This is a genomic window from Nocardia sp. NPDC102475 (genome assembly GCF_055584605.1).
In genome coordinates, this window is record NZ_JBVJLS010000015.1 from 226,596 (window position 1) to 241,181 (window position 14,586).

The 14,586-nt window shown below is 65.0% G+C and carries 13 protein-coding genes and 2 pseudogenes; 10 read left to right on the forward strand and 5 right to left on the reverse strand.

What is annotated here, in order from left to right:
• Positions 1–8: 8 nt before the first annotated feature.
• Both ACZ60G_RS26745 and ACZ60G_RS26750 read left to right on the forward strand, forming a co-directional pair.
• Positions 9–863 carry a carbon-nitrogen hydrolase family protein gene (locus tag ACZ60G_RS26745; protein WP_465813359.1) on the forward strand — a complete coding sequence of 285 codons (855 nt, stop codon included), beginning with the start codon at positions 9–11 and terminating at the stop codon, positions 861–863.
• 13 nt (positions 864–876) lie between these two features.
• The gene (locus tag ACZ60G_RS26750) at positions 877–1,986 is read left to right on the forward strand and encodes an MSMEG_0565 family glycosyltransferase (RefSeq protein WP_465813361.1); all 1,110 of its coding nucleotides are present in this window, start codon (positions 877–879) and stop codon (positions 1,984–1,986) included.
• Positions 1,987–2,074: 88 nt separating this feature from the next.
• On the opposite strand, the gene ACZ60G_RS26755 is transcribed toward ACZ60G_RS26750, so the two are convergent.
• Entirely contained in the window at positions 2,075–2,983 is a 909-nt protein-coding gene (locus tag ACZ60G_RS26755; RefSeq protein ID WP_465813363.1) for a TetR family transcriptional regulator, read from the reverse strand.
• A 132-nt stretch (positions 2,984–3,115) separates the two neighbouring features.
• Between ACZ60G_RS26755 and ACZ60G_RS26760 the strand changes: the two genes are divergently transcribed.
• The 4 genes from ACZ60G_RS26760 to ACZ60G_RS26775 all read left to right on the forward strand — a co-directional run bounded on the left by ACZ60G_RS26760 (position 3,116) and on the right by ACZ60G_RS26775 (position 6,742).
• Positions 3,116–4,324, forward strand: a complete 1,209-nt coding sequence (locus ACZ60G_RS26760) for an acyl-CoA dehydrogenase family protein (protein WP_465813365.1) — start codon at positions 3,116–3,118, stop codon at positions 4,322–4,324.
• A gap of 11 nt (positions 4,325–4,335) precedes the next feature.
• A complete protein-coding gene (locus ACZ60G_RS26765; RefSeq protein WP_465813366.1) occupies positions 4,336–5,343 on the forward strand; it encodes a phosphotransferase family protein in 1,008 nt (335 codons plus the stop codon).
• Complete coding sequence (locus tag ACZ60G_RS26770; RefSeq protein ID WP_465813368.1) at positions 5,340–6,086, forward strand: SDR family NAD(P)-dependent oxidoreductase; 747 nt, start codon at positions 5,340–5,342, stop codon at positions 6,084–6,086. The genes ACZ60G_RS26765 and ACZ60G_RS26770 overlap by 4 nt, the downstream gene beginning before the upstream one ends.
• 65 nt (positions 6,087–6,151) lie before the next feature.
• Positions 6,152–6,742: a TetR/AcrR family transcriptional regulator gene (locus tag ACZ60G_RS26775; RefSeq protein ID WP_465813394.1), complete on the forward strand. Its 591-nt coding sequence runs from the start codon at positions 6,152–6,154 to the stop codon at positions 6,740–6,742.
• 131 nt (positions 6,743–6,873) lie between these two features.
• On the opposite strand, the pseudogene ACZ60G_RS26780 reads toward ACZ60G_RS26775, so the two are convergent.
• Positions 6,874–7,065 (reverse strand): annotated as a pseudogene (locus ACZ60G_RS26780) (transposase); the annotation flags it as partial.
• Positions 7,066–7,681: 616 nt separating this feature from the next.
• On the opposite strand from ACZ60G_RS26780, the gene ACZ60G_RS26785 reads away from it, so the two are divergent.
• The 3 genes from ACZ60G_RS26785 to ACZ60G_RS26795 all read left to right on the forward strand — a co-directional run bounded on the left by ACZ60G_RS26785 (position 7,682) and on the right by ACZ60G_RS26795 (position 11,933).
• Positions 7,682–9,913, forward strand: a complete 2,232-nt coding sequence (locus ACZ60G_RS26785; RefSeq protein WP_465813370.1) for an MMPL family transporter — start codon at positions 7,682–7,684, stop codon at positions 9,911–9,913.
• Between the two features lie 95 nt (positions 9,914–10,008).
• Positions 10,009–11,244, forward strand: a complete 1,236-nt coding sequence (locus tag ACZ60G_RS26790; RefSeq protein ID WP_465813372.1) for a sensor histidine kinase — start codon at positions 10,009–10,011, stop codon at positions 11,242–11,244.
• Positions 11,241–11,933 carry a response regulator gene (locus ACZ60G_RS26795; protein WP_465813373.1) on the forward strand — a complete coding sequence of 231 codons (693 nt, stop codon included), beginning with the start codon at positions 11,241–11,243 and terminating at the stop codon, positions 11,931–11,933. The genes ACZ60G_RS26790 and ACZ60G_RS26795 overlap by 4 nt, the downstream gene beginning before the upstream one ends.
• Before the next feature lie 24 nt (positions 11,934–11,957).
• On the opposite strand, the gene ACZ60G_RS26800 is transcribed toward ACZ60G_RS26795, so the two are convergent.
• From ACZ60G_RS26800 to ACZ60G_RS26810, 3 genes are all read right to left on the reverse strand, one after another.
• Positions 11,958–12,224, reverse strand: coding sequence for a hypothetical protein (locus ACZ60G_RS26800; RefSeq protein ID WP_465813375.1), 267 nt, complete (start codon positions 12,222–12,224; stop codon positions 11,958–11,960).
• 79 nt (positions 12,225–12,303) lie between these two features.
• Entirely contained in the window at positions 12,304–12,501 is a 198-nt protein-coding gene (locus ACZ60G_RS26805) for a hypothetical protein (RefSeq protein WP_465813377.1), read from the reverse strand.
• Between the two features lie 1,058 nt (positions 12,502–13,559).
• Positions 13,560–14,267 (reverse strand): GntR family transcriptional regulator, encoded by a 708-nt coding sequence (locus tag ACZ60G_RS26810; RefSeq protein ID WP_465813378.1) that lies wholly within the window; start codon positions 14,265–14,267, stop codon positions 13,560–13,562.
• Positions 14,268–14,480: 213 nt separating this feature from the next.
• Here ACZ60G_RS26810 and ACZ60G_RS26815 point away from each other — a divergent pair.
• Positions 14,481–14,586 (forward strand): annotated as a pseudogene (locus tag ACZ60G_RS26815) (enoyl-CoA hydratase); the annotation flags it as partial.

Here is a 14,586-nt window from a genome sequence, read left to right on the forward strand (position 1 = left end):
ACCGAACCATGGCAGTCACCCGAATCGCAGCCGTCGCAGCACATTTCGGCGCAGACATCGCCCGCGCCCTCGACAAGATCACCGGAATCGTCGACCGGCTGGGGCGCGACGGCGTAAATCTGCTGGTACTGCCCGACGCCACCCTCGGCGGCTATATCGGCGACCTTCGCAACCCGGACCCGTCCACCGGGCCGGAGGCCATCGACCCCGACGGGCCGGAAATCCGGCTGCTGTGCCGCATAGCAGGAGCCATGACCATCTGCGTCGGCTACGCCGAGCACGCCGACGGTGCGCGCTACAACTCCGCGGTATGCCTCACCGGCGACGGCGTCCTCGGCCGCCACCGCAAAGTGCACCAACCCGCCGGGGAGCACCTCGCCTACGCCGCCGGAGACCGCTTCGCCGCCTTCGATACCCCGGTCGGGCGGATCGGCATGCTCATCGACTACGACAAGACCTTCCCCGAATCCGCACGCACCCTCGCCCTCGACGGCGCCCGCACCATCGCCGCGCTCTCGGCATGGCCGGCCAGCGTCACCGACCGCGCCTCCCGCATGCCCAACGACCGCCAATCCCGCCTGTTCGACCTCTACGACCAAGCCCGCGCCGCCGAAAACCAGATCGTGCTCGCCTCCGCCAACCAAACCGGCATTACCGGCAACCTACGGTTCCTCGGCCAAGCCAAGATCGTCGGTCCCGGCGGGGACATACTCGCCAAAACCTGGTCCAAAGGCGGACTCGCCGTCGCCGACATCGACATCGACATCGAGGTCGAACGCGCGCGACGTGTGCTGCGGCACCTCGAGGAACGCCGCGTCGACACCTACCACAACCTGCTGACCGATAAAGGCGGCCGCCGATGAAAGACGAGCACTGATGCGGATCGCGCTGCTCACCTACTCCACCAAACCCCGCGGCGGAGTCGTGCACACCCTCAACCTCGCCGAAGCCCTCACCCGCCTCGGGGCCGAGGTCACCATATGGACACTCGGCCGCGGCGGCGACGCAGGGTTCTTCCGCCCGATCGACCCCTCCGTGAGCCTGCGCGTCATCCCCTTCGACGGCATCGACGGTGAATCCGTGGGCACGCGAATCATACGTTCTATCAACGTTTTACGCGCCGCATTCACCTCGCACGACTACGACATCGTGCACGCCCAGGACTGCATCAGCGCCAACGCCGTCGGCCACTGCATCCGCACCATCCACCACCTCGACACCTTCACCACCCCCGAACTCGCCCGCTGCCATGAACGCGCCATCGTCGAACCCTACGCACACATCTGCGTATCCGCCGCCGTCGCGGACGAGGTCCACACCGGCTGGGGCCTGCGACCGACCGTGATCCCCAATGGCGTCGAATACGACCGCTTCGCCACTGCGGCGACCGACTCCCCCGCCGCCACCACCGCACGCACCGCATGGCAACAACGCCTCGGCCGATACATCCTCGCCATCGGCGGCATCGAACCCCGCAAAGGCAGCGTCGACCTCCTCGAAGCCTTCGCCCTCCTGAAACACGACCAACCCCAACTGAACCTCGTATTCGCAGGCGGCGAAACACTTTTCGACTACCGCGACTACCGCACCCACTTCGACGCCCGCGCCACCGAACTCGGCATACACCCGACCGTCCTGGGCACCGTCCCACATACCCGCCTACCCGCCTTGATGGCCGGAGCCGCACTGGTTCCATTCTTCTCCACCAAGGAAGGCTTCGGACTGGCCGCCATGGAAGCCCTCGCCGCCGGCATCCCCATCGTGGCACGCGATCTCCCCGTCCTGCGCGAGGTATTCGGCGACACTGTCCACTACGCCGTGACCACCACCGACATGGCCAACGGCATGGCCCACGCACTGCGGCCCGACCCACGCCGGGCCGCGCACGGCAAGGCTCTGGCCGCCCGATTCAGCTGGGAACGAGCCGCACAAGCCCATCTGGCGTTCTACCAAGCCCACTCCGCCGCCATCCCAACCGCCCGCTGACCACCCCCCGTCTGAACGGAAACGAGGCCAAGTGTCGGGACTTCAACGAGTTAACTGCCATGAACCAGGCAAAGCCTGCGCAGTCCTCTCACTGTCGAAGCTCGTCCAGCGATACCGGACGTGGGCGAATTCCGAGTAGTCCAAGGGCGAAGTCTGCGTATTCGATGGCGATTTGTTCAGGTGTGGCGGGCCCGTCGAGCCGGAACCATTGCGGCAGTGAGGTACACATGGTCGCGATGGCCCGGCCGGCGACCCGGGCGTGGCCGGTGGCCAGGTTTTCCTCGGATATCGCCGTGTCGATGTCCGCATCGAGAATATATTGGATCTCATTGCGGGACTGGATGATTCGGCGTCGGTTCGCCGAGGTCAAGCTCCGCATCTCGCTTGCTCCGATGAAGGCGAGTTTGCGGCGGTGGGTGTGGAACAGCGCTAGCGCTTCGACGACGCGACTCACGCGGCCACGCCCGGTAACCGCCTCACGTCGCGCCGCGCGTACCCGCCAGTGCAAATCGTCCATAGTCAGGTCGAGCGCTCGCACGAGTAGGTCCTGCTTATCGTGGTAATGGTGATACACACCAGGCACGCTCATACCGGCACGATGGGCAATCGATCGCATTGTGGCGCCGTGGTATCCGGTCTCGACGAACGAGTCGATGGCAGCGGCCAGGACAGGATCAATATCCAGCGGCGGGAATTCACGCCAGGCGCGCACCGAATCGTCGTCAGCGTTGAGTACGGCACCGAGCCGCGGTCGCGAATTATCGGTGGCAAATGAAAGCTGCTCGCCGATCAGCCGGAACACCGTGGTGTCGAGTGCGGTAGCCAGCGCACGTAGCCGCGGGATCGATACTCCGGTCTTGCCGTTCTCCAGGGCGCTGAGGGTGGCCGGGCTGACCTCGATTCGCCGCGCGGCCGCACGCAGCGAAAGACCTGCCGCGAGCCTGGCCTGCCGCACCCGCGCTGCCACAGCTTGCCGATCGCGGTCCTCATAATCCATGGTGTTCAGGATAGCTGAACACACCCGAAATCGAATAAGCACTGAATTGACAGTGCTTATTACCGCATGCCAGGCTGCTTGGCAGTTGATTGCCGAGCGGTCGTTCGGCAAATGAGATCGAGGAGTGGATCCGTGTCGATCGATCTGTCACTTCCGCCCGAGGTGCAAGCTCTCGCGGAGCGCACCCGTGGCTTCATCCGCGAACGTGTAGTGCCACTCGAGGATGCGCACGATGGCGACATCACGGCAGCGGAGGGCGACAAGTTCCGCGTGGAGCTACAGCAGGCCGCCCGCGACGCCGGGGTGTTCGCACCCCACGCACCAATCGAATACGGCGGGCACGGCCTGGGCATGTCGGACCGGGCTCCCGTCTTCGAGGAGGCGGGCTACTCGCTGTTCGGTCCGACAGCTCTCAATATCGCTGCACCCGACGAGGGCAATGTGCACATGCTCGCCCACATCGCTGACCCGGAGCAGAAGCAGCAATATCTCGCTCCGCTCGCGCTCGGCGATGTGCGCTCGGCATTCGCGATGACCGAGCCAGCGCCCGGCGCGGGTTCGGACCCCTCGGCATTGGCGACCCGCGCAGTACGAGCCAAGGGCGGATGGCGGATCAACGGCCGGAAATGGTTCATCACCGGCGCCGACGGCGCAGGCTTTTTCATCATCATGGCGCGCACCTCCGGCGAGCCCGGCCAGCGTGGTGGCGCGACGATGTTTCTCGCACCAGCCGACACCCCGGGAATTCGGGTGGGACGACACCTCGACACCCTGGATCGTTCGATGGTCGGCGGCCACTGTGAGGTGTTCTTCGAAGACGTGCTGGTTCCGGATGCGGGTGTGCTGGGCGAGGTCGACCGCGGCTTCGAATATGCGCAGGTACGCCTCGGCCCCGCACGCATGACGCATGTGATGCGGTGGCTCGGCGCCGCCCGCCGCGGACACGACGTGGCGGTCACCCACGTGACCGAACGACAGGGTTTCGGGTCGCGATTAGGTGAGCTCGGGATGGTTCAGAAGATGATCGCCGACAACGAGATCGACATCGCTGCCACCCGCGCCCTGCTGACCCGCGCCTGCTGGGAGCTCGATCGCGCAGAACCGGCCGCGAATGCCACCTCGATCGCGAAAACATTTGCCGCCGAAGCGATCTTCCGGATCATCGACCGCAGTATGCAGATGTGCGGAGGCCTCGGCGTCTCCAGCGACCTCCCGTTGGCGCGGCTATCACGCGAGGTACGTCCGTTCCGCATCTACGACGGGCCTTCGGAGGTGCATCGGTGGGCGATCGCCAAACGAGCGGTCGGCGCCACCAAACGCGCCCTGCGAGACAGCGAATGAACCTGCCGGGCATGAATATCGCCGCACTGGAGCGGTTCCTGCGGGAGCAGGGCCTCGACGTGCGCGGCGAGCTGCGGGTGGAACTGATCAGCGGTGGCCGATCCAACCTGACCTTCACCGCATACGACGACGTTTCGAAGTGGGTTGTACGACGCCCACCCGTCGCGGGACTCACCCCTTCCGCACACGACATGGCGCGCGAATTCACCGTCACGCATGCGCTCCGGGAATCCGCTGTGCCCGTCGCGAAGACGGTCGCATTCGATGCTGAAGGCTCCACGCTCGGCGCCCCGATGACCGTCGTCGAGTTCGTCGACGGAACCGTGATTCGCGATCAGGACGACCTCGCCGCGCTCGGTGACGACCAAGTGACTTCCAGTGCCGGCGAGTTGGTGCGGGTACTAGCTCAATTACACGCGGTGGACCCCCGAGAGGTCGGCCTGGAAAAGTTCGGACGGCCAGAGGGATTCGTGTCGCGCCAGGTGAATCTCTGGGCGTCCCAATGGGAGCGGGTCAAAACTCGCGACCTCCCCGACGTCGCGGCCCTGCACGCCGCGCTCTCCGACGCCGTGCCACAGCACTCGGCTGCCTCGATCGTGCACGGCGACCTCCGAATCGATAACGCCATCCTCGACTCAGCCGACCCAACCCGGGTTCGGGCCGTGGTCGACTGGGAGCTATCCACCCTCGGTGAGCCGCTCACCGATGTCGCGCTGATGTGCGTGTACCGGGCACCGATGTTCGATCAGGTGCTCGGCGCGCAAGCCGCATGGACAAGCGACCGCATGCCCACCCCCGACGCGCTCGCACAGACATACGCCACCGCATCCGGTCGCGACCTCAGAAACTGGGGTTTCTACCTCGCATTGGCCAATTTCAAGCTCGGCGTAATCGGCGAAGGCATCGCACACCGAGCGCGGAAGGGCTCCGACGCCGGATCGGCCGCCGAGCGCGCGGCCGAGGCGACTCCGGAATTCATGGCCGCTGGATTACGCGCATTGAAAGGACGCCAACGATGACCGGCAACACCAAGACCGCCCTGATCAGCGGCGCAACCCGTGGTATCGGCCTCGGGATCGCGAATAGACTCGCCCAGCAAGGATATTCACTCACCATCACCGCCCGCGATGCCGCCCGCCTCGAAGAGGTCGCCACCGGCCTGCGCACGGCCGGCGCCACCGACATCGTCACCGTCGCCGCAGATATGTCCGATTCCGACAGCGTCGAACAAACGCTCACCCAGCACCAGGACCGATTCGGCACGCTGTCCGCACTGATCCTCAACGCCGGAGTCGGCACTTCGGGTGCCCTCGCCGACGCCGCCATGCGCCGCTTCGACAAGACCCTCGCAGTGAACTTGCGCGCCCCGGTGCAACTCATCCAGGGCGCCCTGCCGATGCTGCGCGCCGGTGCGGCTGCCGAACCCGACTGTGGCGCGAAGGTGATCGGGCTGGCCTCGATCACCGGCGTATACGCCGAAGCCGGACTGTCGGTATACGGCGCGACCAAAGCAGCACTCATCTCACTTATCGCCACCCTGAACGCCGAGGAATCGGGCAACGGCGTCACGGGCACCACCATCGCACCCGGCTACGTCGACACCGAAATGACCGCATGGATCCACGACCGCATCCCCCCGGACCGGATGCTCGCGGTCAGCGACGTCGTCGAGGTGGTCCACTCGATACTGCGGCTGTCATCACGTGCCGTGATCCCGAACATCGTCATGTCCCGCGCCGGAACCGCTGGCTACCACGCATAGTTCCGACCGTGAACCATGCGCAACCGCCTCCGATCGCGGTACCGGATAATCTCCCCAAACGCACCCTGCGCCTGGTTCGGCGACAGCAGACACGTAAGCGCGCGCTCGCCGCGGCAACAGAAGTGTTCGTCGCGCGCGGCTACCACGCAGCCACCATGGATGACGTCGCACACTGTGCCGGATACAGCAAACCTGTTCTGTACGAACAATTTTCGGGCAAACTTGAGCTATACCTCACGGTACTGCAGGACCACGCCGATACTCTGACGCGCAGTGTGCAGCAGGCGCTGCACTCCACCAGCGCCAACCAGCATCGACTGCGCGCAGCAGTGCAGGCATGCTTCGACTTCGTCGATCATGAGACACAGGGTTTCCGGCTGGTCTTCGATTCCGACCTGGTCAGCGAGCCGTCGGTGCGGTGGCGCGTGGACCGAGCGACAGATGCCTGCGTGGACGCGATTTCCGAGATCGTCTCGCACGACTCAGAACTGAACGCCTACCAAGCTCGGCTATTTGCAGCGGGCCTGGTGGGCGCCAGCCAGTTCACGGCACGGTACTGGCTCGCTACTGGCAGGGCAGTCCCGAAGGCGGACGCGATCACGACTGTCATCGACCTGTGCTGGGGCGGGCTTTCCCAGGTTCCCCCAGCCGCATAGCGAATAGGGTATTCCGCAAGTCGATCACCATCGTCGGGATAGGCGAAGGGCAGCGTCTGACGGCAAGTTCGCTCGATCATTGACGCGAAGAAAATCGAGGCCGCTTTCAGAATCTCGTTGGCCTCCTTCAGATCTCGCACTTCTCGTTCGAGTTCCTTGATCCGCGCCTGCTCCGCGCTCGTCACTCCGGGAGCCTTCCCAATGTCGATCTGGGCCTGCTTCACCCAGACACGCAGCGTTTCGGCGTGGATGCCGAGCTTCGGAGCAAGCGCGTGGCAGGCGGCATACGCCGACGGATACCCGTCGAGTCGGTCCAGCACCATCAGTTCATGATCTCGCCTGTCGAGGGCAGCACCGATGCCGTTCACCACGCCGGTTATGCGGACTCGTTAACCCGGTGGCCCAATGGGTGACCCGAACTCCTCGTGCGGTTGATCGGTGCCACACATCTATCAGGTCCAGAACCGCACGGATGCCTCGGCCACGTACCGGTGGCCGGATCACAAGCACGTGCCCAGCGCGGCGCGCGGCCTGGTGCTATTCGATGAAGCGTCCCGCCGGATCTCCGTCACTGCCCGCGAAGCATTCCTCGGATTCACCGAGCTATGGGATGCGATACGGCACGAACGACTTTCGTTGGCACTCAGTCTGGCCGCTACGGGCCGATACGGCTCCAGGACGAGAAAGGTTGATCTTCCGAGCGAACAGATCGAGCACCCGCACCCACCAACTACGGCCGTACGCCCAGGACGATGAGCGAGTGTTGTCGACCAACGGGGTGGAAAAGCTACGCAGACCTCGAGGGGAATCGAGCAGGTTTTGGAGCACTCCAGCCTGCGGATGCAGTACGTGGCTGGCGCGCGTACTGCATCGGCAGTACGCGCAACGGCCTTCACACGCACGATGCCGACTACAGACCCATCGAACAACCATGGCGACATGGCGAAATTCCTGTACCGACTCGGTCGGTTCGCGTTCGAGAAGCGGCGGCTGGTTGTCCTGCTCTGGCTGGGGGTTATGGCCGCGCTGGTGGCCGGGGCGGCCAATGCGCCGACGGCCCCGCCGGATACTTTCTCGATCCCGGGCACGGAATCCCAGCAGGCGTTCGATCTGCTCGGCGAACGTTTTCCCGGCACCAAATCCGATGGCGCACAAGCACGAATCGTGTTCGTAGCACCCGAGGGCCAGCAGATCAGTTCCGAACCGAACAAGGCGGCGGTCGAGAGGATCGTCTCGGGCGTGGCGGGCGGTGCGCAAGTGACCGGCGTACTCGACCCGTTCCAGACCGATGCGGTCAGTAAGAACGGCACGACCGCCTATGCGACCGTGAGCTACGGCGCGACCAGCGACAACCTCACCGACGCCACCAAGACGGCGCTCACCGCCGCGGTCGACACCGGCAAGGCCGCCGGGGTCACCGTCGAGGTCGGGGGGTCCGCGCTGCAGGCCAAGCCTGAAATGGGTGGCGCCACCGAGGCCGTCGGCATCGCCATCGCGGCCGTCGTACTGATGATCACCTTCGGTGCGTTCGCGGCCGCCGGTCTGCCCTTGCTCACCGCGCTGGTCGGGATCGGCGTCGGTATCGCCGCGATCGTGGCGATCGGCATGTCCACCACGACCACCACGCTGGCCATGATGCTCGGGCTCGCGGTCGGCATCGACTACGCGCTGTTCATCGTCTCCCGGTACCGGACCGAACGCGCCGAGGGATACAGCGCCGAGCAGGCGGCGGGCCGGGCCGTCGGGACCGCCGGATCGGCCGTGGTTTTCGCCGGACTCACCGTGGTCATCGCACTGGCCGGACTGGCCGTCGTCGGTATCCCCGTCCTCACCAAGATGGGTCTGGCCGCGGCGGGCACCGTCGCCGTCGCCGTCGCGATCGCCCTGACGCTGCTGCCCGCGCTGCTCGGCTTCTTTCAGCGGGCGGTCATGCCGCGGGCATTCCGCAAGGCGCAAGCCACTGATGCGCGGATACCGGTCGACGGAAATACGCTGGCGGACAAAGCGATTCAAGCGGAAAAGCCCAGTATGGGCACGCGCTGGGCCACATTCGTCGTCCGCCGCCCGGTGGCAGTGTTGCTGATCGGCCTCCTCGGTATGGGCGTGCTGGCCTTGCCGGTGCGGAGTCTCGAACTCGGCATGCCCGGCGACGAATCGCAGCCGACCTCTACGACACAACGCCGCGCCTACGATGCGCTCGCCGCGGGGTTCGGTCCCGGATTCAACGGGCCGCTCACCATCGCCGTGGATGTGCAGGGCGTCGATGACCCGAAGGACGCGCTGGAGCAGGTATCCATGACCCTGGCAACGACCAAGGGCGTCGTATCAGTATCACCCGCGATGTTCAATCAGGCAGGTGACGCCGCCATGCTCACCGTAGTGCCCGCCACCGGTCCATCGTCGGTCGAGACCAAAGATCTCGTGCACGCACTACGCGGTGAGGCGGGCGATCTGAAAGCATCCACCGGCGCGACCATACTGGTCACCGGCGCGACCGCCATGAATATCGACGTCTCGCAGAAAATGGCCGATGCACTGCTGCCCTATCTCGCGGTGGTGGTCGGGCTGGCGATTCTGTTGCTGATGATCGTGTTCCGCTCGATTGCGGTGCCGATCAAGGCGGCGCTGGGCTTCCTGCTGTCGGTCGGTGCGGCGTTCGGTGTGATCGTCGCGGTGTTCCAGTGGGGTTGGCTGGCCGACCTCATCGGAGTACAGCAGACCGGACCCGTGATGAGCATGATGCCGATCTTCCTGATCGGCGTGGTGTTCGGACTCGCGATGGACTACGAGGTCTTCCTGGTCACCCGGATGCGTGAGGCTTTCGCCCAGGGCGAGAGCGCGGACAACGCCATCGTCACCGGATTCCGGCACAGCGGCCGGGTGGTGGTGGCCGCGGCCGCCATCATGATCGCGGTGTTCGCCGGATTCATCGGCGGCGGCGAACCGATGATCAAGATGATGGGTCTCGGGCTCGCGGCGGCGGTCTTCTTCGACGCCTTCATCGTCCGGATGACCCTGGTCCCGGCCGTGCTCGCACTGCTCGGCGACAAGGCCTGGTGGCTGCCGCAATGGCTGGCCAAGATCCTGCCGAACGTGGACGTGGAGGGCGAGAGCCTGAACCGAATCCAGGCCGTCGAGCCGGTCCGGGAACTCGAGTCCGCCAACGCCTGAATGGAAACGCACTGTAGGCCGTCCCGGCTGGGCGGCCTACCGGTCACTTCGGAGCCCCTGCCGATTAGGGTTCTCAACGACAGGGAGGAACGCACATGACCGCCGAATGGTCGCAATGGCCGCGCCGGCACAGCCGTGCCGTCGATGTGATCATCGCCATTCTGTTGTGCGCTCTGGCCACATACGCGAGCCGGTTGGCCGATGAGGGCCACGGGCAGGGTCCGGTAGTGGTCCGTCCGGCGTCGCTCGCGGTGTTCGGATTGTCGGCGATGGCCTCGCTCACGTTGCTGTGGCGGCGGAGGTTTCCATGTGCGGTCCTGGTGATTACCACCGCCTGTGGTATCGCGATCGGCGCACTGGGTTTCGAGGTCTCCATCTTCACTGCGGGCGCGGCCTTCGTCGCGGCATACTCGCTCGGGCTGTGGTCATCGGATCTGCGCACGGCCAAGATCGCGCCGGTGGTCTCGGGCGGGGCCTTGTTGATCACTTCCCTTGTCCACAATTTCACGCCGGTGCTGACCGGTGGACGCATCTCGCTGATCGCCGGAGTGCTGGTGGCGGGCGCGTTCGCCGAAGCCGGGCGCAGCAGACGCAACTACCTGGCGGCCCTGCACGCGAGAGCCGAACTGGCCGAACGCACCCGCGAAGAGGAGGCTCGGCAGCGAGTCGGCGAGGAGCGGCTCCGCATCGCGCGCGAACTGCACGATATCGTCGCGCACCATATGGCCCTCGCACACGCCCAAGCCTCCACCGCCGCATACCTTTTGGGTAGCCAACCGGATCAGGCACAGGAGATGCTCGATCAACTGGCCGGCACCACCTCCGCGGCACTGCGGGAACTCAAGGCCACCGTGGGATTGCTGCGCGAGGACGACTCCGACGCCCCGCTGGAACCGACCCCCGGCCTGGCTCAATTGTCCGAACTGCTCACCTCTTTCGAGCGGACCGGCCTCACCCTGTCGCTGTCGATCACCGGTGTGCCGCGGCCGCTCTCCCCCGGCGCGGACTTGACGGCGTACCGGATCGTCCAGGAGGCACTCACCAATGTCACCAAGCACGCGGGCAGCGCCGCGGCGACGGTGCGGCTCGTCTACTCCCGGCTATTGCTGACGATCAGTGTCACCGACGATGGCGGCAAACTATCCGAACCCGATCGCGGCGAACAGGATTCCGACAGCCAGGGCTACGGCCTGATCGGCATGAACGAACGAGCCATCTCTGTCGGCGGCCACTTGCACGCCGGACGCAGGCCCGACGGCGGCTTCGAAGTCACCACCGAACTTCCACTCGAGCCACCAATAACCCCTGACCACGAGGACAAGACACCATGACCATCCGGGTACTGCTGGCCGACGATCAAGCCCTGCTGGCCGGTACCTTCCAGCTGCTGATCGATTCGGCCGAGGACATGGAAGTCGTCGGCATCGCCGGAAACGGGCGTGCGGCAGTCGAACTGGCCCGAGCGGCCAAACCCGACGTTGTGGTCATGGACATCCGCATGCCCGGCGTCGACGGCCTCACCGCGACCCAGCAGATCTGTGACGACCCCGCCCTGCTCGAGACCCGCGTCCTGATCCTCACCACCTTCGAACTCGACGAGTATGTGGCACAGGCCCTTCGCGCCGGGGCCAGCGGATTCCTCGGCAAAGACGTAGGCCCGGAGGAACTGTTGCGATCCATCCGCGCCGTCGCCGCGGGTGACGCGCTGCTCTCTCCCACGGCGACCCGCACCCTGATCGCCCGCTACCTCGCCCGTCCCGAAAGCCGCATCAGCGCAGCCGAATCCCTCGATGTCCTCACCGCCCGCGAACGCGAAGTCCTCGCCATGGTCGCAGAAGGCCTGTCCAACGAGGAGATCGCCGAGAAGATGTACGTCAGCCCACTCACCGTCCGCACCCACGTCCAACGCGCCATGTCGAAACTGGGCGTCCAGAACCGCGCCCAACTCGTGGTAATCGCCTTCCAGTCGGGGCTGGTACGCGTCGAACCGCCCCGGCAGGACGGCACCCGCCACCCCTGAAGGCCATCCGGCGATGCGGCACGATCAGGAGCTGTAACAGCTACGTCCACAACCACGTTCGACACCGGACTTGTCGTCACCCGCCAAGAATCGATCGGTGAGCGACAGATCGTCCAAACCGAATGTTCCTGTTTCCGTGGCAAGGTCTACGTCGAAACCCGCCTTCGTGAACACTTCGAACGGATGCAGGGCTTCGGTGTAGAAGAGACCGGTCTTCGTACCGTCCGGATAGATCACGCCGTGGTAGCTACTGATGGAGATCAGCGCCTTGCGGGGAATATCCTCAGGCATAGTTCACCTTCGCACTGCGTCTTGGTATCGCCTGCATTTCGCGCAACCGTTCGCGTCGGTGCCCGTCGGCCGGAAATGCTCAGCGCTCGACCAGGGTTTCGGGCTGCATCTGATACGAGCACTGCACGGCTTCATGCCTGGTCCCGAGACCGTCGGTGACTTTGCGTTCCCACGGAATCCGCTGGAGGCGTTCGGTCTCCTCCCGCATCGACGCAGGCTCCAGATTGCGGAAGCTGTCGATGTCGCCGGCGGCGACGGCCGTCAACGTCGCGTACACCGGTTCCGGTTGGAACTGCGCACGCGGGAAAGGCCAACTCCGAATAGTCGAACAATCTGCCGGACGGGTCGTCCTCCCAGCTCTCCCAGGTCTGGAACATTCGGTCGTTGAAACCGGTCAGAAATGGCCCCGGATTGACCGTGGCGACCTCGACGCCATATTCCTGTAGCTCGTACGCCATGGTGCCGGACTGTGTCCGGCACACGTCCTGGCCGAGGTGCCCAGCTCGACTTCTCGCCGACCGAGTTACATCGGATACGCAGTATTCATGCAAGATCAACTGTTTCGCACCGGGACCTGATGCGCGAAACCTCCACCTGAAATGCGCGAACAATTGCAATCCCAGCGCCACAGAAATTACAAGCCGGATCGTTGCGCCTGGACTCAAGGTCCGGCGAACAACTGTTCACACGGCAGACGGGGCAGCAGTAGACTGTCGCCTGCCGATTTCAGAATCAATTCGATTGCGTACCAATGTTTTCTGTTCCAATCGCGAATCAGATTGCACGCCGCCGCCGCGTTTGCCAGGTAATCGAATGCCATGCCGCCCAGCCAAATCCGCAGATGTACATCACCTTCATGCCGGACTTCGAAGGTCCCGGGCACTGGCGGCTCGGGCGACGCAGGTCGTGCACAGTCGGAGACGACGACCGCATCGGCGGCATCACTGGCTAGGCGTCCCCGATCCTCGCACCACATCATCATTGGTTGGCCTCTCTGGACAAAGCAGCGATACCCGGCACGTGCCGGGCCGACATCGTCATCGCAGGGGTGGTGGGCCGGCGATGGAGCTTGCACTGCGGCAGCGCTGCGAGTCCGTACGGAATCTCCGGGTGCAGCCGCTGCGTGCAGATCGCGCCTGATCGCGAGTTGACCGCGAATGGACAGCTGACACCCGGCTGACCCTTCCCGGGGAGTGCGATTGCCGCCACGTCGCGGCCTCGGCGCAGTGCCTGCTCTACACGACAGGTCTATGTTGCATGCTGCATGCAGACATGTCAAGGAAGCATAGCATCAGGTACTGCAACCTAGCTGGTCAATGCATATTTCCTACGATTTCACCGCTCGGGTTGAATGCATGCAGCGTGTGCGGCGGCCTCGTCGCGGTGCCGCCACTCCAAGCGGGTCCGGTCGGTGAGGTTGCGCAGATGCAGGATCGCCGCCCGTTCCGCCGCCTCACCGTCCTTATTCTCCAGAGCGGTCATGATGCGCGCGTGCTCGGACACCGCTATCCGGTGGTTGACGGTGCACGACGTCGAGTACATCGCCAGGATCACCCTCGCTTGCACCATTTCCAGCAGTTCGATCAGGCACGGATTGCCGCACACCGCCTGAATCCGCTGATGGAACTCCAGGTCGGCCTTCTGCGCGGCTTGCCTGTCTTCGTCGGCTACCGCCGCCGAGAACCGCTCGTGGATGTTCGAGAGTTCAGCGGCGTCGCGTTCGTCGAACTGGGGAGCCGCCAGCCGGGCGGCCAATCCCTCCAACGGCGCCCGCGCGACCAATGCGTCCAGCAGATCGTGTCGGTTCGGGGCCGGGACGACCAGACCGCCGGCGGTCGGCGTCATCAGCCCCTCCACGGTCAGCCGTTCGACCGCCGACCGCACCGGACTGCGGCTCATCCCCATCTTCGCCGCCAGTGCGACGACACTCGTCGTTCGGCTGCTGTCGAATTCACCGTCGAGAATGCTGGCACGCAGCTGCTGATACGCCAGATCTGTCAGCTTCACGGGACGCGGGACCTGCTGCGGAGAATGCACAGACATCCGGACTCCTGTTATGAGTTCCAGCATCACGGCCAGTGCATACAGCATACAGCAGCGCAGCGTGCCCTCCACGGGCCTGCCTCATCTCGGCGGCGAACAGTAACCCGGTGGGACGCAAGCCATGAGTGAGCCACACCAACAGATCGGCGGGCAGCCGCTTAGGGAGCCTCCCACCGGGTACTTGGGACTCGATCCTGGCCGGGATCAATCCCAGGCATCAAATCGGCGATGGACCTGGTCCTGACCGGCCGCACCATCGACGCCGAGGAGGCCGAGCGCCCCGGCCGCGCCGCCGACCTGGTGTCTGACACCATCGAGA